The sequence below is a fragment of the Nostoc sp. LPT genome (assembly GCF_017115165.1).
GTDB lineage: Bacteria > Cyanobacteriota > Cyanobacteriia > Cyanobacteriales > Nostocaceae > Nostoc.
In genome coordinates this window covers 23025-45290 of record NZ_JABXKF010000135.1, presented here as the reverse complement: position 1 = coordinate 45290, position 22266 = coordinate 23025, and the positions used below count along the sequence as shown (strand labels likewise).

Annotated in this window: 16 protein-coding genes; 11 read left to right on the top strand and 5 right to left on the bottom strand. The window is 42.5% G+C overall.

The window, feature by feature from the left end:
* Positions 1-449 precede the first annotated feature (449 nt).
* The 7 genes from HWQ58_RS25290 to HWQ58_RS25260 all read left to right on the top strand — a co-directional run bounded on the left by HWQ58_RS25290 (position 450) and on the right by HWQ58_RS25260 (position 8718).
* Positions 450-1373, top strand: coding sequence for an energy-coupling factor ABC transporter permease (locus tag HWQ58_RS25290; RefSeq protein WP_292868839.1), 924 nt, complete (start codon positions 450-452; stop codon positions 1371-1373).
* Complete coding sequence (locus HWQ58_RS25285; RefSeq protein ID WP_292868836.1) at positions 1366-2019, top strand: energy-coupling factor transporter transmembrane protein EcfT; 654 nt, start codon at positions 1366-1368, stop codon at positions 2017-2019. The genes HWQ58_RS25290 and HWQ58_RS25285 overlap by 8 nt, the downstream gene beginning before the upstream one ends.
* Before the next feature lie 60 nt (positions 2020-2079).
* On the top strand, positions 2080-2844 hold the full coding sequence (locus HWQ58_RS25280) for an ABC transporter ATP-binding protein (protein WP_292868833.1): 765 nt from the start codon (positions 2080-2082) through the stop codon (positions 2842-2844).
* Between the two features lie 667 nt (positions 2845-3511).
* A complete protein-coding gene (locus HWQ58_RS25275) occupies positions 3512-3988 on the top strand; it encodes a hypothetical protein (protein ID WP_292868830.1) in 477 nt (158 codons plus the stop codon).
* Positions 3989-4256: 268 nt separating this feature from the next.
* Entirely contained in the window at positions 4257-6119 is a 1863-nt protein-coding gene (locus tag HWQ58_RS25270) for an iron uptake porin (RefSeq protein WP_292868827.1), read from the top strand.
* A gap of 139 nt (positions 6120-6258) precedes the next feature.
* Positions 6259-7569 (top strand): hypothetical protein, encoded by a 1311-nt coding sequence (locus tag HWQ58_RS25265; protein WP_292868824.1) that lies wholly within the window; start codon positions 6259-6261, stop codon positions 7567-7569.
* Positions 7570-8055: 486 nt separating this feature from the next.
* Positions 8056-8718 carry a DUF1361 domain-containing protein gene (locus HWQ58_RS25260; RefSeq protein ID WP_292868822.1) on the top strand — a complete coding sequence of 221 codons (663 nt, stop codon included), beginning with the start codon at positions 8056-8058 and terminating at the stop codon, positions 8716-8718.
* A 90-nt stretch (positions 8719-8808) separates the two neighbouring features.
* On the opposite strand, the gene dnaB is transcribed toward HWQ58_RS25260, so the two are convergent.
* Positions 8809-10341: a replicative DNA helicase gene (dnaB, locus tag HWQ58_RS25255; RefSeq protein WP_292868820.1), complete on the bottom strand. Its 1533-nt coding sequence runs from the start codon at positions 10339-10341 to the stop codon at positions 8809-8811.
* A gap of 14 nt (positions 10342-10355) precedes the next feature.
* Positions 10356-10832 carry a hypothetical protein gene (locus HWQ58_RS25250; protein WP_292868817.1) on the bottom strand — a complete coding sequence of 159 codons (477 nt, stop codon included), beginning with the start codon at positions 10830-10832 and terminating at the stop codon, positions 10356-10358.
* A 271-nt stretch (positions 10833-11103) separates the two neighbouring features.
* Here HWQ58_RS25250 and HWQ58_RS25245 point away from each other — a divergent pair, with 271 nt between their 5' ends.
* The 3 genes from HWQ58_RS25245 to HWQ58_RS25235 all read left to right on the top strand — a co-directional run bounded on the left by HWQ58_RS25245 (position 11104) and on the right by HWQ58_RS25235 (position 14229).
* A complete protein-coding gene (locus HWQ58_RS25245; protein WP_292868814.1) occupies positions 11104-12276 on the top strand; it encodes a hypothetical protein in 1173 nt (390 codons plus the stop codon).
* Between the two features lie 160 nt (positions 12277-12436).
* A complete protein-coding gene (locus HWQ58_RS25240; protein WP_292868811.1) occupies positions 12437-13537 on the top strand; it encodes an AAA family ATPase in 1101 nt (366 codons plus the stop codon).
* Complete coding sequence (locus HWQ58_RS25235; protein WP_292868809.1) at positions 13537-14229, top strand: DUF4276 family protein; 693 nt, start codon at positions 13537-13539, stop codon at positions 14227-14229. The genes HWQ58_RS25240 and HWQ58_RS25235 overlap by 1 nt, the downstream gene beginning before the upstream one ends.
* Here the strand turns inward: HWQ58_RS25235 and HWQ58_RS25230 are convergent.
* Positions 14226-16574: a putative PEP-binding protein gene (locus tag HWQ58_RS25230; protein WP_292868807.1), complete on the bottom strand. Its 2349-nt coding sequence runs from the start codon at positions 16572-16574 to the stop codon at positions 14226-14228. The two genes, HWQ58_RS25235 and HWQ58_RS25230, sit on opposite strands and share 4 nt — an antisense overlap.
* 698 nt (positions 16575-17272) lie before the next feature.
* Between HWQ58_RS25230 and HWQ58_RS25225 the strand changes: the two genes are divergently transcribed.
* Positions 17273-17740 carry an MgtC/SapB family protein gene (locus HWQ58_RS25225; RefSeq protein WP_292868804.1) on the top strand — a complete coding sequence of 156 codons (468 nt, stop codon included), beginning with the start codon at positions 17273-17275 and terminating at the stop codon, positions 17738-17740.
* A 53-nt stretch (positions 17741-17793) separates the two neighbouring features.
* Here the strand turns inward: HWQ58_RS25225 and recF are convergent, their stop codons facing one another.
* Complete coding sequence (recF, locus tag HWQ58_RS25220; RefSeq protein WP_292868801.1) at positions 17794-18918, bottom strand: DNA replication/repair protein RecF; 1125 nt, start codon at positions 18916-18918, stop codon at positions 17794-17796.
* A 113-nt stretch (positions 18919-19031) separates the two neighbouring features.
* Positions 19032-21890: a cation-translocating P-type ATPase gene (locus tag HWQ58_RS25215; RefSeq protein ID WP_292868916.1), complete on the bottom strand. Its 2859-nt coding sequence runs from the start codon at positions 21888-21890 to the stop codon at positions 19032-19034.
* Positions 21891-22266 lie beyond the last annotated feature (376 nt).

The window sequence follows — 22266 nt, the reverse complement described above, 5'->3', positions numbered from 1 at the left end:
GAATTAATTAAACACTACAAAACAAAGAAAAATTCAAATATTTTTTTAGAAATACTTATATTTCTAAACTGTTAAGAGCAGCTATAGATTACTATTTGATTTTTGAAAAAACGAACTACTCCATAAGGTAAGAAGCAGTTACTATTTCGCTATTACTTATATTTAACAGTAATTTCATGAACCAAATGAGACTATATCTGTACAGCCCCATTTTGTCAGATTTGTCAACGTTTGGTAAAATAAAAAATAAGCTTAACAAAAATTAATAAGTTATTAAATAAGTATAATATTGAGTAAACATTGTATTGTAAATATGTCAAAAGTAACACAATAAAATCCCCCAATAGGGCATTGCAAAAAACAGAAAAGTTTTGTTTGTTATTAATATTGATGGCGTAGTTTTATTGCTTGTTTTGAGTAAATGAACCTCTAAGAATACAGGGTAGATCATGCATATTCCTGATGGATTTGTTTCTATTCCGGTGGCAGGGGCTACCGGTTTAGCGAGTGCGGCAGCGCTGTTTGTTGCCTTCGGGCGATCGCAAGAGGCTTTTGGTATTCGTCGTGCCCCGATATTGGGACTAACCACCGCCTTCATTTTTGCCGCCCAGATGATCAATTTTCCAGTAGCAGGAGGTACTAGTGGTCACTTGTTAGGGGGAACCTTAGCTGCGATCGTTTTGGGCAGTCCTTGGGCAGGAACGTTGTGTCTGGCCACAGTTTTGATTATTCAAGCCGTGCTATTTGCTGATGGTGGCATTACAGCCTTGGGAGCAAACATTTTTAACATGGCAGTAGTTGGGGTTTGGGTTGGCTGGGTTTTAACCGAAACCTTGCAACGGCTGTTGGGGGGGTCTAAAGGGCGCTTACCCTTAGCAGCTGGGATTGCAGCTGGTGTGAGTGTAGTGGTAGCTGCGATCGTTTGTGCTATTGAATTAGCCCTCTCAGGAACTGCGCCGGTAGCGATAGTTTTACCAGCCATGACTGGTGTGCATATTTTGATTGGCATTGGCGAAGGACTGATTACCGGGGGTGTGCTGACTTATCTAGCCAGAGCCAGACCAGATTTGTTACCAGGCGAACAGCAGGAGTTTCGCGGCTGGTCAGTGCCCATTGTCACTATTTTTTTGATTGCGGGAGTGCTGTCACTCTTTGCCTCAGCATGGCCTGATGGTTTGGAGAAAGTTGCTGAAAATACTGGCTTCCTCAATTTAGCAAGTCAAGTACGGATAATTGTGCCAACTCCCTTAGCTGACTATGGAATTGAGGGTTTGGGGCAAATTGGCACTAGTATTGCTGGACTAGTGGGAGCTGCGGTTTGCTTTGCTGTTGCCTTTGGAATTGCCAAGGTAGTGAAACCGAAGAATGCTTAAACTTTCCTTACCGCTACGCTTGCAACTGTCTCTAGTGATTGTGGTGGGAGCAGCTTTATTAAAGCATCATGCCTGGTATGGACTAAGTATATATGGCGCGATCGCACTTTTATGGGCTTGCTTCTTACGCGTACCAATTCGCCAATTGGGAGGATTACTCGGTACAGAATTAATTTTTTTGTCATTGCTAGCATTACCCTTAGGATGGGAACGAGCCAGTTTTTTGCTAGTTCGTTCGCTGGTTTGTCTGGTGACGATGAATAGTTTTTTATTAACCTTACCCCCCCACAGTTTCGGCATTGCCCTCAAAACATTACCAGTACCAGCACCTTTAAAGGAAAACTTGTTATTAGCTGGGCAATATATGGAAATTTTGCTCTCAGAAGTGACGCGGATGCAGCGCAGCGCCCAACTACGTGGTCTGAATGGAACTACGGGATGGTTGCGCTATGCCAGTGCTGCCATGATTGGAGCTTTGTATCTCCGTAGTCTAGATAGAGCAGAGCGAGTCTATGCAGCAATGGTAGCTCGTGGTTACAACGGACAATTACCCATAGATTCTACCCTCAGACCAAAAGAACGTTTTGCCCTATTACTAGCTTGGGCGATCGCTGCTAGTGTAACCCTAACTTCTTACAAAATTTAACCCACTCCCAACTCCGTTACGCAGTTGATCACGACTACTTAAATATTGAGTTTGTAAATTTTGAAATCATTAACTTCTAATCCCCAATTATCAACCGATAATCCCCATGCAGCTGTAGTCGAGGTTAAGAACCTGGTGTATGCATATTCCCACCAAGAGCCAGTATTACAGGAAATATCTTTTAGCTTGAAGAAAGGCGATCGCGTGGCATTGATGGGAGCAACTGGTTCTGGAAAAAGCACCTTGTTGGAGAACTTAATCGGCTTAAAACAACCGCAAACAGGAAAAATTACTATTAATGGCATTCCCGTAGAACCGCAAACTTTACCCCAAGTGCGTCGTCAAATTGGCTTTAGCTTCCAAGATGCCAACGACCAACTATTTATGCCGACCATCTTGGAAGATATTACCTTTGGGCCACGTAACTATGGAATGTCACGAGCAGAGGCTAGCGATCGCGCCCGACAGTTATTAGCTGATTTTGGTCTAGAAGCCTATGCCAATCGTTCCGCCCACGAGCTTTCTGGTGGACAAAGACGCCTAGCTGCCCTAGCTTCGATTTTAGCCTTAGAACCAACAATTCTAATTTTGGATGAGCCAACTAACGGTCTCGATCCAGCATGGCGGCGTCATTTGGCGCAAGTATTATTAAAGTTACCCGTGCAGGTAATATTAATTGCCTCCCATGATCTACATTGGTTAGGCAGAGTTACTCAACGCGCTTTGGTGCTATCTGGTGGTCGTATTCAAATAGACAGCGATATTCAACCACTTTTGCAGGATGGTGCTACTTTAGACCAGTTGGGTTTGCCGATAGATTGGTGATTCCAGATCAGAGGGAGTGAGGAAGCAAGTGGATTTCGTAGCTCCTTTCACGAGTATCAAAGACTCGTTGACGAGTATCAAAGGTGGATAAACGTAGTTCAAAGACTCATTAATGAGTATCAAAGGTGGATGAATCGAGTTCAAAAATGGATGAACTGAGTTTTCTAAGGGACTTCTAGAAATTAACAATTCAAAATTCACGCATTCAAAATTCAAACATTTTAGACATTTCATATCATGTCCGGCTAATTAGTTATAATTCCTGAATCTATGCAGAAAGCCCAAAAACCCCTCTCCTCTGCACCTGGAGCCCCTCTGCTCCTCTGCGGTCTTAATGATAAGTCTTTAACCGGACACGATATCAGACGGGGATTTAAACCACGACTGAAACTGATCGGAGGCGGAGTGGCTCCAACTTTGCGCTACATATAAATGTAGGGGTCTTAAACCCTTGAATTTACGATAAATTATCCAATTTATTCAGATAATATTTTTCTTTCTCCCCAAGCTTTGAGCTCCCAGCAAGAACTGCCTACACAGCGATAGGATATTTTTTTAGTTGGAAGTCCCTAACTCCTGCCTCCTGCCCAATACCCCTACCTTAATTACTATCTTTACTCGTAATATTGGATACTATATTCTCAGTTTTATTGCTGTTGGGGTGTTAATGTCTGTTTCACATAAATATACTGTTCTTGCTCCTGTTAGCCTAAGCATTGCTTTGTTCATTACTAGTTGCAGCGAAACTAAAGTCTCCCAGTGCCAGCGACTGGTTCGAGTTGTGAATGCTGGAACTTCTCTGATTGATAAAAATAAAGGAACGCAAGTGATAACCAGCATACAGCTGTCTAAAGATTTGGAATTTGTGACTAAATCAATTAAGGAACTGAACTTAACAGACCCCAAGTTGAAAGAATTTCAAAACGGTTTTGTCAAGATTTTTCAGAATCTCAGTCAAGCGATCGCTAAAGCAGGTAAGGCGCTTGGTGCAACCAAGACAGCAGAAGCCTCGGTATCTGGGAGAGAAAAAATCCAAAAGGCGAGAGACGAAATTGACTCAGCACTGACAACAGCTACAACTCTTGGCAAACAGTCAGATACATTAGTGAATCAGATGAATAAGTATTGTAGCGAACCAGAATAATCTATCTGGGGCATTGAGCGTTAGGAGTGCTGAGTGCTGAGTGCTGAGTGCTGAGTGCTGAGTTAAGAGTTAGGAGTTTTGTTTATCTCCTTGTCTCCTTGTCCCCTCATCTCCTTCATCTCCCTGCCCCCCTGCTCCTCTGCTTTCCCTTAACACTCTGAGCTAAGGTAACTTTTATCACTTTCTTTTCAAAAAAATTCCTGATATACACCAACTTTATCTGTCAAAAGAAATATTGGTGCAAGTCAAATGAAATACCAGGAGTGATATGAGTCTACTGATGGCGAGTGTGCTGGCAACAGTGCCAATATCTGCGCTCAATTTACCAGAACAGTCCGTAATTCTGTCAGACAATCCAGTGCAGCAGTCAACACAGGATAATTTATCTCAAGTTGTCTCACCTGCTGAAATTACACCACCTGAATTCGTGCAGCCAGATATAACCACGTCGCCAATTATCAAAAATAAGTACGTAAATATATTTAGAAAAGTTAGAGAAAAAATTCAATTCATTAGTTCCTCTAACTTACCTAAATTAAAAGATACTCAACCTGTAACAGAAGTTGTACAGAACCAGGAAAGCACAGAAAAATTTTCCCAATCTCTTCATCCCTCAGACTCAGACAACCAAATGTCTCAAGTCACCTCAGTATCGCAACTCCAGGACGTGCAACCCTCCGACTGGGCTTTTAGTGCTTTGCAGTCTTTAGTAGAACGCTATGGCTGCATTGCAGGATACGCTGATGGGACTTATCTGGGGAATCGTAGCATCAGCCGTTATGAATTTGCAGCTGGTTTAAATGCTTGTTTGGAGAAGATTAACAATGCGATCACTAACAATAAAATTAATACTGTTAATAATGAAGATTTAATCTTGCTGCAAAGGTTGCAAGGCGAATTCAAAGCAGAGTTGCAGCAATTACAGCAGCGTGTCGAAGCTGTGGAAAAGCAGACTAGTGAATTACAAGGAAATCGGTTTTCCACAACTACCAGATTATTTGGTCAAGCCATTTTTAGCGTTCAGGGAACCAATAGCCCCGATGTGGATTTGTTTCCTAGAGATGGAGTACCTGAACGCCAGGAGAAAACCAATCTGACTTTCACAAGTAGCGCCCAACTAACCTTAGCAACGTCGTTTACAGGGCGAGATTTACTGCTAACAGGGCTGTCTGCGGGTAATTTGAGTTCTAATGCATCGTTGTTATCTACTAATATGGGACGGTTGGGTTTCGAGTCAAACACAGACAACAATCTAGTTATTAGTGACTTATCTTATCGATTTCTTCTCTCGGATAACTTGGGAATTGTCGTAGGTACAGGGGGAGTCAACCCGATTAACACCTTTCGCGGTATTAGCCCTTTAGAAGGTTCTAGCGACGGTGCAATTTCTCTATTTGGTCAGCGAAACCCGATTTTAAGTATTGGTAACGGCATTGGTGGTATAGGCTTTGACTGGCAGATTAGCGATCGCATCAGTTTGCAAGGTGTTTATAGTGCCGAAATACCCAGTTTTCCTGGCGACATCAACCAGGGTGGACTATTTGGCGGTAGATATACTGCTGGCGCTCAGTTAAGTTTAGCACCCACAAATAATATCGATGTCGGCATACATTATCTCTATTCCCACTCCCCAGATGGCTTACTGGGAGGTGGTATTGGCGATTCTCAACTGATTTCACCTTTTGCAGATCCTACAGCTTTCGATACCCAAGCCATTGGCGCTACCGTTGCTTGGCGAATTAACCCTAACTTGCATTTGGGCGGTTGGGGTGGCTTTACTTCCTCCAAGCCATCTAACCTTTCTGGAAGTGTAGAAACTACTAACTGGATGGTGTTTGCGGCTTTTCCTAATTTGTTTCGTCTTGGGAATTTAGGGGGCGTTCTCGTTGGACAACCGCCCAAAATTACTTCCAGTACTTTACCCGACGGCTTCAATTTTCCCAACTTTTCTGATGGGGGGACAGCAGGTGGACGTAGTGACACATCAATTCACGTAGAAGTTTTTTACCGCGCTCAACTGAGTGAGAATATCGCCTTGACTCCAGGCTTATTCGTTATTTTCAATCCCGATCACAATGCTGCTAACGATGCATTAATCGTTGGAACATTAAGAGCAAGTTTCCGGTTTTAATCTTGTACTGGTGTAGATGTAATAAAATACGCCATTTTTGTACTTACTGGTTCAGTATTAGATGCTTTCATTGCCTAGTGGGAGCAAGGAAAAACCGTGTGTGTTTTTTTTGATACGTGATTAAAGGAGCAAATTGTTCATGAAATTAAATTCATCAGTTCAGTTGGGTTGTGTTCTTGTTAGCAGCAGCAGTTTAGCCGCAGTCATCATCGGTTTAGGTGGAACAAGTGCTTTCGCTCAAATCACAATTCAAAGCACTGGCACATTATCAGGGACTATCCAACTCCCCAGAAATAATCCCAATTTCAATCAAAGCATTACTCGTGTTGATACAGACGACACGGGGACTTACTCGCGGAACTTAGGTACTAAGAACAATCCTAATTACGTCCCTATATACAAGTCAGACTATGTGCAGGTAAAAACACGTGCTGATGGTAGTTTGCATTATTTTGTTGACTTTAAAGGCATTCCGATTGTCTCCTTTAATGGCGTTCTGACTTCGCCGATTCTCTCTGGCGGTGAGTTGACACCCTATAAATACCAGGGACAATTGGCAGGAACCACATTTCAAGGAGTAGTTCAGGATGAATTTAATCTCACAAAAGCCTTATACACTGGTACTGTCACCGATCCAAACACTGGAAACCAGTATCAGGGTACTTTTGAAGTGAGTGGATATGGAGTCCGATATAGCAATCGCAATGGTGCTGCAACCCCCACAGTCTTTGATTTCAAATCCGATCTCCCAGGTTCGCCAAAGGTGACATCTTTGGAAATGACTAACTCACCCCTAGCAAGAATAGAAATCAAAGTACCTGCAACTGCAACTCTCATAACTCCTACACCAAGTACTGCTAATGGAAGTATACCCACTCCCCCGCCAGTAATTAACGGTGGAAGTATACCCACTCCCCCGCCAGTAATTAACGGTGGAAGTACACTCATTCCTCCATCAGTAATTGATAGTAGTGCGATCGCTCCTACACCAATAGTTGATGGTGGTAGCACACTGACTGTTGCACCAATAGTTGATGGTAGTAGCACACTGACTGTTGCACCAATAGTTGATGGTGGTAGCACACTGACTGTTGCACCAATAGTTGATGGTGGTAGCACACTGACTGTTGCACCAATAGTTGATGGTGGTAGCACACTGACTGTTGCACCAATAGTTAATAGTGGTAGCACACTGATTGTTGCACCTGTAGTTGATAGTGGTAGTGCGATTATTTCCTCGACACCTACATCTGGATCTAATTCTCCATCGCTCTCTACTACACCTAATATCGAATTCAGTAGTGGTAATTTTTTAGAGGTTAATCAAGTAGTTGTCAACCGTGCAACCCTTGCTCAACCTGCTTGTTCACAGGATTCTGCTAATAACTGTACAATACCTACTTCACCCAAACAAGTGATCGGCCCTCGTAGTCGAGTGCTACTGCGTTAGTTAGAGACTTTTCAATAAAAAATATCCAACTACTTCTTGTCGGGTGGGCGTCTCGCCCGCCCTTGAGCAAAGGCTGACTTGACAAAAATTTTGGGTGCTTCTGGAACTCTAGCAGGGCAAAATGAAATCAATATAAGAGTTAGCAGAGGGGCAACATTGCAATTAAAAAAGTCCATCATCAGTTATTTGCGGCGTTTTTGTTGCTCAGACTACCTTTCGGTGGTATGTTTTACCCTGATGATTTTCTGGCTATACTAGTGGCTTAAGCCGATTGATTGATAAATTTCATCCTCCAGCATAAAATACACAAAAACTCTGAATTTTGGACATATATCAGTATGCATTTACTTCTAACTGACACACAAATATTGTCTGATATTGGAGGAAATTAATTTTCTTGGAGGCTACAAAAACTCGATCGCTAAGGTTAACACTAAGACTACAGAGTGAATCTAGATCAATCAAACATCTTCCGAGTAAGCACCTATGAAAGAAGAATTGATAGCCAGAGTCGTGCAGGTCTTGCGAATTAATATGAGTTGGATGACTTGGAATTTGTTTCTGGCTTTTATACCTTTGGCTTTGAGTATCTGGCTATTTCGCATGAGGCGCGGTGGCACTTGGCTTTGGTGGCTAGGATTCTTAGTTTTCTATGCTTTCTTACCAAATGCACCATATTTGTTGACCGATGTAATTCACTTGATAGATGATATCCGCACGATTCAATCGGTGTGGATGATTACTTTAGTACTCATTCCTCTATATATGCTAGTAATTTTAAGTGGATTTGAAGCTTATGTAATATCGTTAATTAATTGGGGTCACTACTTACATCGCATCGGTAAGAGCCAATGGATTTGGCGCCTTGAGACAATTACACATTTTCTCTGTGCCGTTGGTGTTTATTGGGGGCGATTTTTGCGTTTCAACAGTTGGGATTTTATTACTCAACCCGATGCCGTTCTTACCAAGGGGGTAGAAGAAATTCTGGGAAAACAGCCCCTGGTGATTATTGCTATCACCTTTGTGGTACTTGCAGGTTTGTACTGGATTATGAAACGAGTAACTTTAGGTTTTGTTAGGCAACCAAAAAATGCATATCCTCTTAAGACAGAGCAATCTGATCCTAACACTCCAAATGCTGGATGATTGAAGGTTTTTGATCAAAATCTTGACTTTCTATTATTTTATAAAACACAAGGTGAATTACTACGCCCCCTATGGGCATAGCTTAATACTTTAAAACTTTATGTTCTTGAAGCAAGCAAACTGTGTGTTGAATAAAAGCTTAATTGTTCCTGTGGGGCCGTTGCGGTGTTTAGCTAGAATGACTTCTGCAATACCTCGATCGGGAGTATCAGGAGAGTAATATTCATCGCGGTAAAGCATGAGTACTAAATCAGCATCTTCCTCAATAGAACCTGACTCTTTTAAATCTGACAGCATTGGTCGTTTATTAGTTCGAGACTCTACACTTCGATTAAGTTGAGATAATACAATTACAGGAACATTGAGTTCTTTGGCTAGTCCTTTTAGAGAACGTGTAATCTTTGCTAATTCCCGCGCACGATTTTCATCATTGTCTCCTGTCAATAACTGTATGTAATCAATCACAATTAACCCTAAGAAATTCTCGTGTTCAAGCATAACTTGGCGGGCTTTAGACTGAATCTTAGCAACACTAAGATTTGGACGGTCATCAATATAAATTGGAAGTTCAGCCAAGTTTGATATGGCAAGTGAGAGAGGTGTCCACTGATTTTTGCTAATGCGACCTGTCCGCAAGTAACTACTTTCGATTTGTGCTTCTGCTGACAATAAGCGTTGGACAACTTGCTCTTTTGACATCTCTAAACTAAAGATGCAAACTGGTAGTTTATAAACATTAGTGACATTGGAAGCAATATCTAAGCAGAAGGCAGATTTGCCCATTGATGGCCGTCCAGCCACAATAATTAAATCAGAACGCTGAAATCCGCTAGTCATTGCATCCAAGTCATAAAATCCACAAGGAATGCCAGGTAATGTTATACCTTGATATCTTTCTTCTATATTTTGAAAGGTTTGGACTACTATATCTGATATATGAATTAGTTGATTTGTGTCACTTTTGTTAACGATTACCTGAATAGATGTCTGTATAGTATCGATTAATTCGATAATAGGTCGCTGGTAGTTTCGATTAAGTCGTGTAATTTTAGCAGGTAACTGTTGAATTTGTCGGCGCAGATATAAGTCATATAGTTCTTTTGCATAACTTTCTGCATTCTGTAAGTTAGGGCAAGAACTAACCCAGTTATTTAGCACTTTTTCAGCTTCTTCTGCTTCCAAAACTTTACATTGGGCTAAATAGCCAGCTATGATTACTGAATCAACCGCTTTTTCCTCACTAGCCCTGTAACATAAGTAATTAAAAACTTCTCTTCTCAAACTAGATGTAAAAATATCAGGAGGAAAATCAGATAAGCTTTTAATGAAAGCAGGAATTTGCTGGAGTAAAGCTCCAAGTAGTCTTTCTTCCAATCTTTGGTCTGCAAGCCTATCAACCTCAGCTAATGAATCATGATAGAGTTGATGATGCTCAGAACACAGTACTACTAAATCTTCTAAATGCTCCCGTTCATTACCAAGATTATCGTAGGAATTATGATGAACATCTAAATCATTTGTTTTTCCACAAATTTGACATTTATGCCCAGATCGTCGCAAGGCTAGTTTGCGGACTTCCTGCCAGTCCTGAGAATTTATATATTCGTAGTAGTTTAACGACATAAGACACTTCTTTATCAAATAGTTGCGTAGTTAAGCACTCGTTCCCATCCCCAGCGCCATGCTGTCTCTACAAGCAATTTTTTGCCATTGGTAAATACAATATACTCTTTTCCTCGGTCATAAGCAATATTTGCAACAGTATGATTGCGTAGATCATAACCCCAAATCTTAGTAGCACTTTCATACCACCTTTGCCCTTGAGATTGCAGCTGGGGTAAACCAAACCATTCTTCACACCAATTTTTTGGTTTCCACTGTTCGTTAAGTGCGCGGATTAATACGGCGCTAGGATATTCCATTGGTTTTTCTTGCTGCTGCAACCAAATCCAATACGCAATGACGGCTTTTAAAGCATCTTCGAGGCCAAAACAACATACTTCTAAGATATCCTTCACGTCTTCCCTGCCAAAATCTACACCAATTGCAGATAATGCATATTCGTATTTTTTGAATGTTTCGTACTCTATTGAGTCTTCCTCCCAAAACCCCATACTTAACCAACCTCCTAACAATTGACCTCAGAATTCTTCTGAAACCACCGATTTATCCATCTAAAGGATAGTGTATACAATGGGTAATTTTTTATCAAAAGAAAGATGCAACTAAACTCTCCTTCAACTAAACTCTGTTTGAGGTGAAATCAACTCAGAAGTAAACGGTTGAACTTCAACCGCCATCACCTGAGAATAACGTTTTATCAGATCGTTGAATATCGATGGTCTGGTCTGATGTATCTAGTCATGTTGATAGGGGGGATATAATATGCAATTAATCTCTAGAGAGGAAATCAAGACATTAATAGAACAGCCAAAAGGAAATTGTGTTTCCATTTATATGCCAACGCACCCAGCCGGGCCAGAAGTGCGACAAGACCCAATTCGCTTTAAAAATTTGGTCAAGGAAGCGGAGACTCGTTTAATTGATGCGGGTTTGCAACAGAAAGATGTGATCGCATTATTAGAAAAATCCCATGAACTTGATACCCAAGAATTTTGGGAGCAAATGGGAGAGCAAGGGTTGGCGATTTTTATTTCTGAAAATATTTTTCGCTATTATACCCTGCCAATTGATTTTCAAGAGTTAGTCGTGATTACAGACCGATTTCACATCAAGCCACTGCTGCCAATTTTAAATGGCAATGGTCGTTTCTATATACTGGCTTTGAGTCAACAAGATGTCAGGTTCTTTGAAGGAACACGCTACAGCGTCAATGAGTTGGAAGTAGAAAATCTCCCTAAAAGTCTAGATCAAGCTTTGCAAAAAGACGAGACTGCTAAAGAAGGTCAGTTTCGCATCGCCACATCAAAAGGGGGAACTGCCAATGCTTCTTCACAACCAGGCACGTTTCACGGGCAAGGAAGCCCTGACAAGGATAAACGCCAAGAAGACATCCTCCAATTCTTTCAAATTGTTGATGGCGCATTACACGAAAAACTGCGATCGCAAAAAGCGCCTTTGGTGCTGGCTGGCGTAGAGTATCTCTTACCTTTGTATAGACAGGCAAATACTTACCAGCATTTGGTGGATGAAGCTATCACTGGTAATCCAGAAATACTCAGCGCCCAAGAGTTACATAACCAAGCTTGGCCGATTGTCGAGGCTGATTTCCAAAAGTCACAGCAGGATGCTTTAGAGCAATTTCACGAGTTGTTTAGTGGTGATACTGGTAAAGCATCTAACAAGCTTGAAGAAGTTGTCTCAGCCGCTTATTACCAACGCGTGGATTCATTACTAGTTGCAGTTGGTCAGCAACAGTGGGGTTTATTTGATCCAACCTCAGAAACGGTTTATTTGCACCCAGAAAAAGAAGCTGGTGATGAGGATTTGTTGGATTTTGTTGCTGCTCATACTTTATTAAATGGTGGCACGGTTTACGCTATTCCCTTTGAACAAATTCCATATAGCACAGCCGTTGCGGCGATTTACCGATATTGAGTATTTTCGCGGTGTTGTATAAATTTGAATGTGCTATATACAACACCAACGATGATTATTATTCGCTCCTTGCATAATAACAAGGTAAAATGACCAAGATTCTATTTAATATACGATTCTACTTAATATACTTTGATTTATAAATTCAGGAGACCGACTTTTGAACAGGCTGCAACGATTAACCCTTAACGGATTCAAGTCTATTAAGGCGATGGATATTAAGTTGCGCCCCTTAAATATTTTGATTGGAGCAAATGGAGCAGGTAAAAGCAATCTCATCTCGTTCTTCAAGATGCTTAATGAGATGATGGCTGGACGCTTCCAACAATATATCGGTATGTCAGGGCGTGCTCAGTCCCTCTTGCATTTTGGACCTAAAATAACTCCTCAGATAGAAGCAAAATTGGAGTTTGAAGTCGAAAACGGGGTGGATACCTATCATCTGCGGTTATTCTATGCCGCTGGTGATACTCTGTTCTTTGCTGAAGAGACATTGAGCTTTCTGCAAACGGGTAGGACATCCCCAAGAATTGACCACTTAGGTGCAGGGCATCAGGAAACAAAAATTAGTGAAGCAGCAGACGGAGGTAAACAAACAGCCAAGGCTCTCAAGTACTTGCTTGATCGTTGTCGTGTATATCACTTTCATGATACATCTTCTACGGCGGGAGTGCGGCAATCCTGTTACATTGGCGATAACCGATGGCTCATGCCTGATGCCGGAAATTTAGCTGCATTACTTCTGAAATTCCGCGAAGACAATATTTCAGCTTATCAACGTATCGTCGGAACAATCCGTTTGATTGCACCATTTTTCGATGACTTTGTTCTTGAGCCAGATGCATCTAATCGTGTCATTCTGAACTGGCAAGAAAAGGAGTCAGATAGGGTATTTGGACCCCATCAATTTTCAGATGGCACTTTACGCGCTATATGTCTTGTAACACTGCTCTTACAGCCAGAAGATAAACTACCAGAACTCATCGTTGTTGATGAGCCAGAATTAGGTCTTCACCCCTATGCTCTAAATGTTATGGCTGCCTTGTTTAGCAAGGCTTCGCTTCATACGCAAATTCTCATCAGCACCCAATCGAGCTCCTTCTTAGATAATTTTGATCTTGAAGATGTGATTGCGGTAAACCGAGAGGGTAAGGAGTCGCAATTTAAGCAGCTCAATCCCACAGAATTAGAAGCTTGGCTCGACGAGTACAGTCTGGGAGAAGTCTGGGAGAAAAATATCATTGGGGGAGGACCGCATTAATGATGCGCCTCTACCTATTTGCTGAAGGACAAACCGAGCAGACATTCGCCGATAACCTCCTAAAACTATATCTTGCTCAACATAGTGTTTTGATGGACAAGATTATACTGATTGCCCATGCCAGAAAAAAAGGTCATGTGCATCGCGGTGGCGGTCGAAAGTACGAGCCTATGAAAGATGACATCCTGCGCTTTCTCAAGCAGGAGAAAGGCTCTAAGGTGTTCTTTACTACTATGATTGATTTGTATGCTATTGCTCCTGATTTTCCGGGATTGGCTGAAGCTGAGAGTCTGCGGCAAAATCCTGTACAACGGGTCGAATTTCTAGAGCAACGCTTTGCAGAGGATATCAGTGATCCCCGATTTATCCCGTACATTCAGTTACATGAATACGAGGCATACCTTTTTGCTGATCCAACGTGCTTTGAATATCTTGATGCTCATTGTACAAAGGAGATTGAGGCTCTTAACGCGATCGCTAATCAATATGAGACACCTGAGTTGATCAACGACGGACAGCAGACAGCTCCCAGTAAACGCATCATCGCTAAGTTTCCTGATTATGGAAAAGCGAAGTCTGCTTTTGGACCACAGTTAGCTGAACTAATTGGACTAGAAGTAATTCGGAGCAGGTGCCCCCACTTCAACACATGGCTGTTACGCCTAGAATCATTGAATCACACTCCTAGCTAATGCAGTTTTCGGCGTGCTGCTGCTAAAATTATGCGTTGTTCAGCACGAGCGATCGCTTGATATGTTCGCTCGACTGCTTCTGGTTCAACAGAAATGGAAGTAATACCCCATTCCACTAATTTATCAATAATTTCTGGGTAGAGGGCTGGTGCTTGACCGCAGATTGAACAAGGTATATCGACACTTTTAGCCATTTGGATCAGTTGAGCGATCGCACCCATAACTGCTGGATGACGTTCATTAAATACTTTTGCTAGCTGTCCTTGTTCTCGATCCACTCCTAGCAATAATTGGGTCAGGTCATTTGTACCAATAGAAATTCCCGCCACACCTGCTACAACATATTCTGGTAATAAAAACAAGATACTTGGCACTTCTGCCATCATCCACAATTGAAACTGCACCACCTCGGTTAAAAAAGCTTGCTCAACTTTGCGACGGCAAAAGACAAATTCTTCTACAGTCCGCACAAAGGGCAACAGTAGATTGACATTAGTGTAGCCAGCCTGCTGTACGCTCACCAATGCTTTCAGTTCCAGCTCAAAGACTGCGGGATTTTGTAAATAGCTAAAGGTGCCGCGTTCACCTAACATCAATTGGGGCGAAGATTGTAAACTATCACTCAATGATGGTAAATCCTGTGATCGCCAATCTAAAGAACGATAAAAAACTGGCTTTGGTGCAAAGGCACGGGCAAACTGCATAATCTGCTCAGACCATAGCTCTAACAATTCTGCCTGACGCCCGCTTAAAATCCAACTATTGGGATGTTGCCCGTTCAATATATTTAGTACCATCAATTCGGAACGCAACAATCCCACTCCATCCACAGGCAGGTTTTGCACTTGTTCTATTAAAGTGGACTGACTCAAGTTAACCAGCAGTTGAGTAGCAATCATAGGTAGATGAGACGTAACAGAAGCATGGGGTGCTTTCGGGTTAAGGTGATGGGAGGAAAGAAGATTTTCTTCTCTGCCTTTGTCCATCTCCTCCTTTGAGTCTCCTTTGATGCGAAAAACTTCTCCTCTGTCGCCATCAAGCAGCAGTCGTTCGCCAGTTTGGATTAAAGTTGTGGCAGATGTGGCGTTGACTACTGCTGTGATACCTAATTCTCTAGCTAGAATTGCCGCGTGACTGGTTAATCCTCCTTGTTCTGTGATAATACCACCAACTTGTTGCAATAATGGCAACCAATCAGGTGTAATCGTTGGTACTACTAAAATTACTTCCTTCGGTAGTTGTTCGGGTTTCTGTTGCGGATTAATAATTACCAAAGCAGTGGCTATAACCCGTCCCCCGGCTGCTCCTAATCCCCGAATGAAGTGTGAGTGGGAAATTGATTGGGAAGGACTAACTTGTGTTATGTAAAGCTTGTCAGATGTTGTTTGTTGAGTGATAGTCCACTTAATGGTAAAAGTTTTACCTAGTTCACTTACCAGTTGAGTTCCCAGAGAAATTATTTGTTGTAAGTATTCTTCTTGTAAAGAGTACTGTTTTTGTTGTGCTTCTGGAAGTATATAGGTAATCAGACAATTGCGATCTGGTGTTAGCACTGAGTTGGGTACGGGTTGCGAAAAAGTTCCAGATGCTGCATCATCAACACCATAAGCCAGCATTTTATTGCCCAGTTGTTGCTCAAGCACAACCCCAGTTTCTGGTTGAATGTAGTAAATATCTGGTTGTACTTCGCCTTGAGCGATCGCAATTCCTAATCCCCAAGTAGCTTCAATTTTCCACCCAGAGGAATTGGTTGTGAGCGAGCCACTGGCGATCGCATTCTCAACAGGTTGTATCAGAACTGCAAGATTAATTTGTTGGAGATTTATTCCTGAGTGCTGCCAATATAATAGACTTCTGGCCCGAAATATTTGGCTCCAGGTACGCTTTAGAGCCAAAGCGATCGCTTCGGGTTCGCACTGGCAAAATACCGACTCCAGCAAACCCGATATATTGTTGTTTATACCTGGGTTAGCAGTCGATACTGCCAAAGTTGGCCGAAGAATCAAACACCTAGTTTGCCATTCTCTAGCTACTTGGAAAATTGCACTTACCCACTGCTGTGCCACAGTTGCAGTCAGAATTTCTTGGCGCAAGCGACTAGCTACCTGCTGAAGTTGACGCCAATTAGTTACATCCAGGTGTAACGAAGAATGGGGTAAGTCAGCGACTAATGATTCTGAACTATTGAGATTTTCGAGAAATTGTCGCAAAATTTCCGCCGAAATTACAAAACCAGGCATCACCGGATAGCCACGCTGGATAATTTTGCTCAAGTAAAACGCTTTGTCACCTACTTTGGCGCGGTCTTGTAGTTTAATTTGGTCTAGCCAGTAGAGTTTATCCACTCAATTTTTTAGTTGTCAGTTGTCTATTTGTAGCCACAGCTATTTTTTCTGGTACGTTATCAGGTTAATCCACTGACTCCTGAATAAAAAGTGCTCAGGACTTACAGCAGTTTTCTTTTGTATGAAGTACAAAGTTACGGGTTTTGCAGCAGGAGGCAGGAGGTAGAAACTCTTGACAGCAGAATTCAGAACTCAGAATTCAGAAGTAAAACAGGCTTTATACCTGGCTTTGAGACGAGTCGTTGCGTACTTCAGTAACTTGAAATACGCTGTATAGCTGATTTGCTTGAGTTGTACATGGCAGTATCATATTTAATTATTAAGTGTATGGGTTAAATCTAACAAGTTAAGGTATTATTTTCTAGCTCCGTCATTTTAAATAGCCAAAAAACTATTTAATAAACTTAAAATTCATCTAGTTTGCCCAAATTACGGTCGTTGCCATAATTTAACAATGCAAATCTCCATTGATTGACCAGAATAATATTTTATTGAAAAATAATCCTAACAATCGAAAATATTAATTCTCAGTCTAAAACCATTCCTGAATTGATAGAATCCAAAGATGAGATCGGCTACTGTACTATACCCATTGGATTAAACTCCATTAATAAAACATTAGAATAATTTTGTACTATTTTTATAAAATTATTACGAGTTAACCTAAGTATATATAGTTCTTCATATCAGAATAAACATTGCCAAACACTTACTACCTTGCAACCAATGATTGGCTGAATATCAGCTTCCGGCTATGCATTGCATTGCTTATGGGAGCAATTATCGGCTTAGAACGCCAAATTAGGCGCAAACCAGCCGGTTTAAGAACTCATATACTGGTAAGTTTGGGTTCAGCCTTATTTACCTTGATAATCATGCAAACAGGAGGACTGCAAGCTAGTCCTGATGCACTTAGCCGCGTGGTTCAGGGGATTGCAGCTGGTGTAGGATTTCTCGGTGCTGGAGAAATTGTGCGTCAATCTTCCCAAGAATCACAGCAACTTGAAATTCACGGACTCACCTCAGCAGCGGCTATTTGGATTTCGTCTGCATTGGGAATTGCTGCTGGCTGTGGTTTATGGCAGTTAGGATTAATCAGTGCTGTGCTGACTTTTTTGATTCTCAACGTTTTTAAAAGGTTTGAAAAACATCAAAAAAAATTATAGTAGAGACAGATGAGCGCTATTATAAATCCCTGTACAAAAATGTCTTTAAAATTTTAATTTTTAATTGTTAATTCTCCTGCTTTCACGAAAATAATTTGGGATGACTTCAACCACTGGGAATCAAAAGAACCCAAGTGAGTGGTAGTAATCAGAGTTTGAAAGCGGTCTTGAATGGCATCCAGCAATTGATTTTGGCGGGATAAATCTAGTTCGGCAAGAACATCATCAAGTAATAGTAATGGTGGCTCTTTGACGACTTCTTCAATTAATTGTAATTCGGCTAATTTTAAGGCTAGAACCAGCGTTCGTTGTTGACCTTGAGAACCATATTGACGAGCGGGTGTCTGGTTAATGGTTAATTCTATTTCGTCTCGATGGGGGCCGACAAGAGTAGTACCTTGGTGCATTTCAGCAACGGTTCGCTGCTGAATTTTTGCTAAAAAAGCTTGCTGTACTTCTTCTGGCTGGTTATCCTCTAAAGGAATATTAGGTACATACTTGATTTGTAGAATTTCTGTACTGCCACTGATACTGCCGTGCCAAGTGGTAGCAATGGGAGCTAATCTTTGGATAGCGCGATCGCGTCGTCTAATTACCCTAGTTCCTGTAGTAGCTAACTGTGCATCCCACAGCGCTAGTTCTGATTGTAAAGACGTTGCATCTAACGTCTCTACATGGCGTTTTAAAAAGGCATTGCGCTGGCGCAACACATGATTATACTGCTGCAAAATGTGAGCATAAACTGGTTCAAGTTGAATTAAGAGTGTATCTAACCAGTTGCGGCGACCTTCGGGGCCGCCGCGTACTAGTTCTAAATCCAAGCTGGAAAATTGGACTGCATTGAGAACGCCAAGAAAATCCATTTGACGGCGGATCGATTCGCCATTGAGAGCAACGCTACGGCGACCATTGCGGCGCAAGGTCAAGGTCAGGTCACTAACACCTGTTTGTCGCTCAAGGGTGGCATTAATTTGGGCTATGGCTTCCCCTTCTTGAACTAAATCGCGATCGCGGGTCATGCGGTGCGATCGCAATGTCGCCAGCAACTCCACCGCCTCCAACAAGTTCGACTTTCCCTGAGCGTTATTACCTACCAAAATTGTTTTGGCAGCAGTAAACTCAACATTTTGGTCTTGATAATTGCGAAATTGTCGGAGGTTTAGAGTTTTTAGGTACATAGGGAAAAGTTAGGAGCGAAGAGGTAAGAGTTAGGAGTTAGGAGTTAGGAGTTAGGAATTGAAAACTCATATCTTAGTAACTCATAACTCTTCACTCATAACTCCTCACTTTTTCAAACGGCCTTCTTGCCCATAATCCGCAAGAATATCTTCTCCGCTTCAATCCAGACAAACATTAAAGCACTGAAACCAATACAAACCCCCAACTCTTGCATATTCAAGTAGTGAGTACCAAAGAAATCTCGCAGAGGTGGGACATAAACTAGCATCAGCTGCAAAATCGTGGTGACGACAATAGCCGCTAGGACAAATATATTGGAGAAGGGATTCATCTCGATCGTCAGTCGGTTGTTGGAGCGAATGGCGATCGCATGACCCATTTGGGCAATACACAAGGTAGTAAATACCATTGTTTTCCAAGCTTCGGGATTGCCCTGATACCCAGCAGCATGGGTATGTTGATAAGCCCACCACATCAAGGCAATACTGATAATGGCAAAAATGATGCCAATGCGAATCATATAAGAACCCAATCCCCTAGCGAAAATACTTTCGCGGGGACTAAAAGGTGGACGTTGCATGACATCCGGTTCTGGAGGTTCCACAGCTAATGCCAAGGCTGGTAAACCATCTGTCACCAAGTTCATCCACAAAATTTGTAAGGGAGTCAGGGGAACGCCTCCCAAGCCGATTAAGGGTGCGGCTGCAATTGTGAGAACTTCACCAATATTACTGCCCAAGATATATTTAATAAAGCGGCGGATGTTGGTGTAAACAACTCTGCCTTCCTTGGTAGCGCTGACAATGGTGGCGAAGTTGTCATCAAGTAACACCATGTCACTGGCTTCTTTACTGACATCAGTGCCAGTAATGCCCATTGCAATACCGATGTCGGCTTGTTTGAGGGCTGGGGCATCGTTGACACCATCGCCTGTCATCGCCACAAATCGACCCCGGCGTTGCAGTGCTTGGACAATTCGCAGTTTGTGTTCTGGGGAAACTCTGGCATAGATGCTCACCAGGTCAACGTTTTGCTCTAATTCCTGGTCAGTCATCCGTTGCAATTCTTGACCCGTAAGCAGGCGATCGCCTTCTTGAGCAATTCCTAAATCGGTGGCGATCGCTCGTGCTGTTAATTGGTGGTCGCCAGTAATCATCACTGGGCGAATACCTGCTTCTCGGCACTCTTGCACAGCTGCCCTTACCTCTGGGCGTGGTGCATCTAGCATTCCCACCAATCCCAGCCAGACTAAATCTTGCTCAGATGTCTCATCTGAACCTTCCGGGGGAATCTCCACCAGGGGTTTGTAGGCAAAACCTAGCACCCGTAAACCTTTACTCGCCATTTGGTCATTTTCTGCCAAAATTTTCTGGCGTTGTTCTTCGGTCAAGCGGCCTGTGTCATTACCCAAATGAATCTGAGTGCAACGTGCCAGGGTTAACTCTGGAGAACCTTTGGTAAACATTAAATAAGGTTCCGATTGCAGAAAACCAGCGATCGCAGGGTCAACACCTCTCGAAAATGCTTCACCTGTGGCGACTCCCTCCACCTGAGAAATCACGCTCATCCGCTTCCGTTCTGAGGAAAAGGGGAACTCTCCAACGCGAGGTAACTTACTGTTCCACTGGTCTTTTTCGATTCCGGCTTTTCCCGCTAGGGTGAGTAATGCCCCTTCTGTCGGATCTCCCAAAATCGCCCATTCACCTTGTTCTTTTTGCAAGACTGAATCATTACAAACAGCACAGGCGACTGATAACGTGGAGATTTCTGGAGACTCCTCTAGGGAAATTTTTTCACCATTTAACTGAAAGTCCCCTGTGGGAGCATAACCTTCGCCAGTAACGCGAAAAGTTTTGTTATTGGTGGAAATCGATTGCACCACCATTTTATTTTGAGTCAGGGTGCCGGTTTTATCAGAGCAGATAGTGGTTACAGAACCCAATGTTTCCACTGCTGGCAATTTGCGAATCAAGGCATTTTGGCGTACCATTCGCTGGGTTCCCAGTGCCAAGGTGACGGTAATTACAGCAGGTAAACCTTCTGGTACTACAGCAACCGCCATACTCAAGGAAACTTCCAAGAGTTCTTGGATGTTTTTAAAACCTCCATCCTTGAGGACACCGCCAACGACGACGATCGCCACGAGAATTAAAGAACCCGTAACTAGGACATTACCCAGTTGAGTCATCCGCTGCTGTAAAGGCGTAGGTTCACTTTCCACCGCCTGTAACATCGCAGCAATTTTACCCAGTTCTGTAGTCATTGCGGTGTTGGTCACCAGAACCTTGGCGCGTCCTTGGACTACTTCAGTTCCTTGAAAGACGACATTGAGGCGATCGCCTAATGATGTTTCCTCCGGCAATTTTAATGATGCCTGTTTATTCACCGCTTCCGCTTCACCAGTCAATGCCGACTCACGCACTTGTAAATTAGACTGTTCGATCAAGCGTCCATCTGCGGCTATCTGCATCCCAGCTTCTAGCAGCATTACATCCCCTGGAACTAGTTCTTTCGCTGCTATCTCCACCAGTCTGGCGTCGCGAAGCACCCGCACTAAGGGAGAAGTCATTTTTTTCAAAGCAGCCAGGGCTTTTTCGGCGCGGCTTTCTTGGACGTAGCCGAGTATGCCATTGAGAATAACAATTGCTAAAATTGCGATCGTATCTTTAAATGGCACTTCACCAGGCTTTAATCTGCCCTCCCGCAAAGCCATCAGGTCTAAAAACCCAGAAATGAGAGCTACGCCAATCAGCATCAACAACATAATGTTCTTGAACTGATCGAGCAGAATTTCCCAAGCACTACGGCCAGCAGTTTCTTCAAGTTCGTTGGGGCCGTATTTTTGTAATCTCTGTTGAATTTCTTGGGGTGTTAAGCCGCTGTCTGCGTTACTATCAAGCAGGTCTAGCGCTTTATCAACTTCTAAACTATGCCAAACGGCGGCACCTTCAGGCAGAGAATTAGCAGACATCGTGTAGGTCACAGCAAATGGTTACAAAATTCGATCATAATTTAGTGATGGCAGGAATTGCATCTTCTAAAGTTACATTAAGCTGATCGCCCAGTTGTATGAGTGTATATGTAATTCTTAATATTTGTAAATTCCTCCTGTTTTGACATAGTATTATTTCTCACGAAAGAGTTTTTCGGAACAGATTGTACCGATAATTATTAGTACCCCGCTGTAAACGTGGCGATCGAAAACCACTAATTGATGTACTTAGTAAGAGCAACGCCCATTGTGGGTAGTCTTTTAACTCAGCACTTTTCATCCACCCCAATCGGGGGAGCCATTGCTCGACTAGGATTTTCCATCTTAAGCAATTGGTGTGACGGCGGTAAAACCG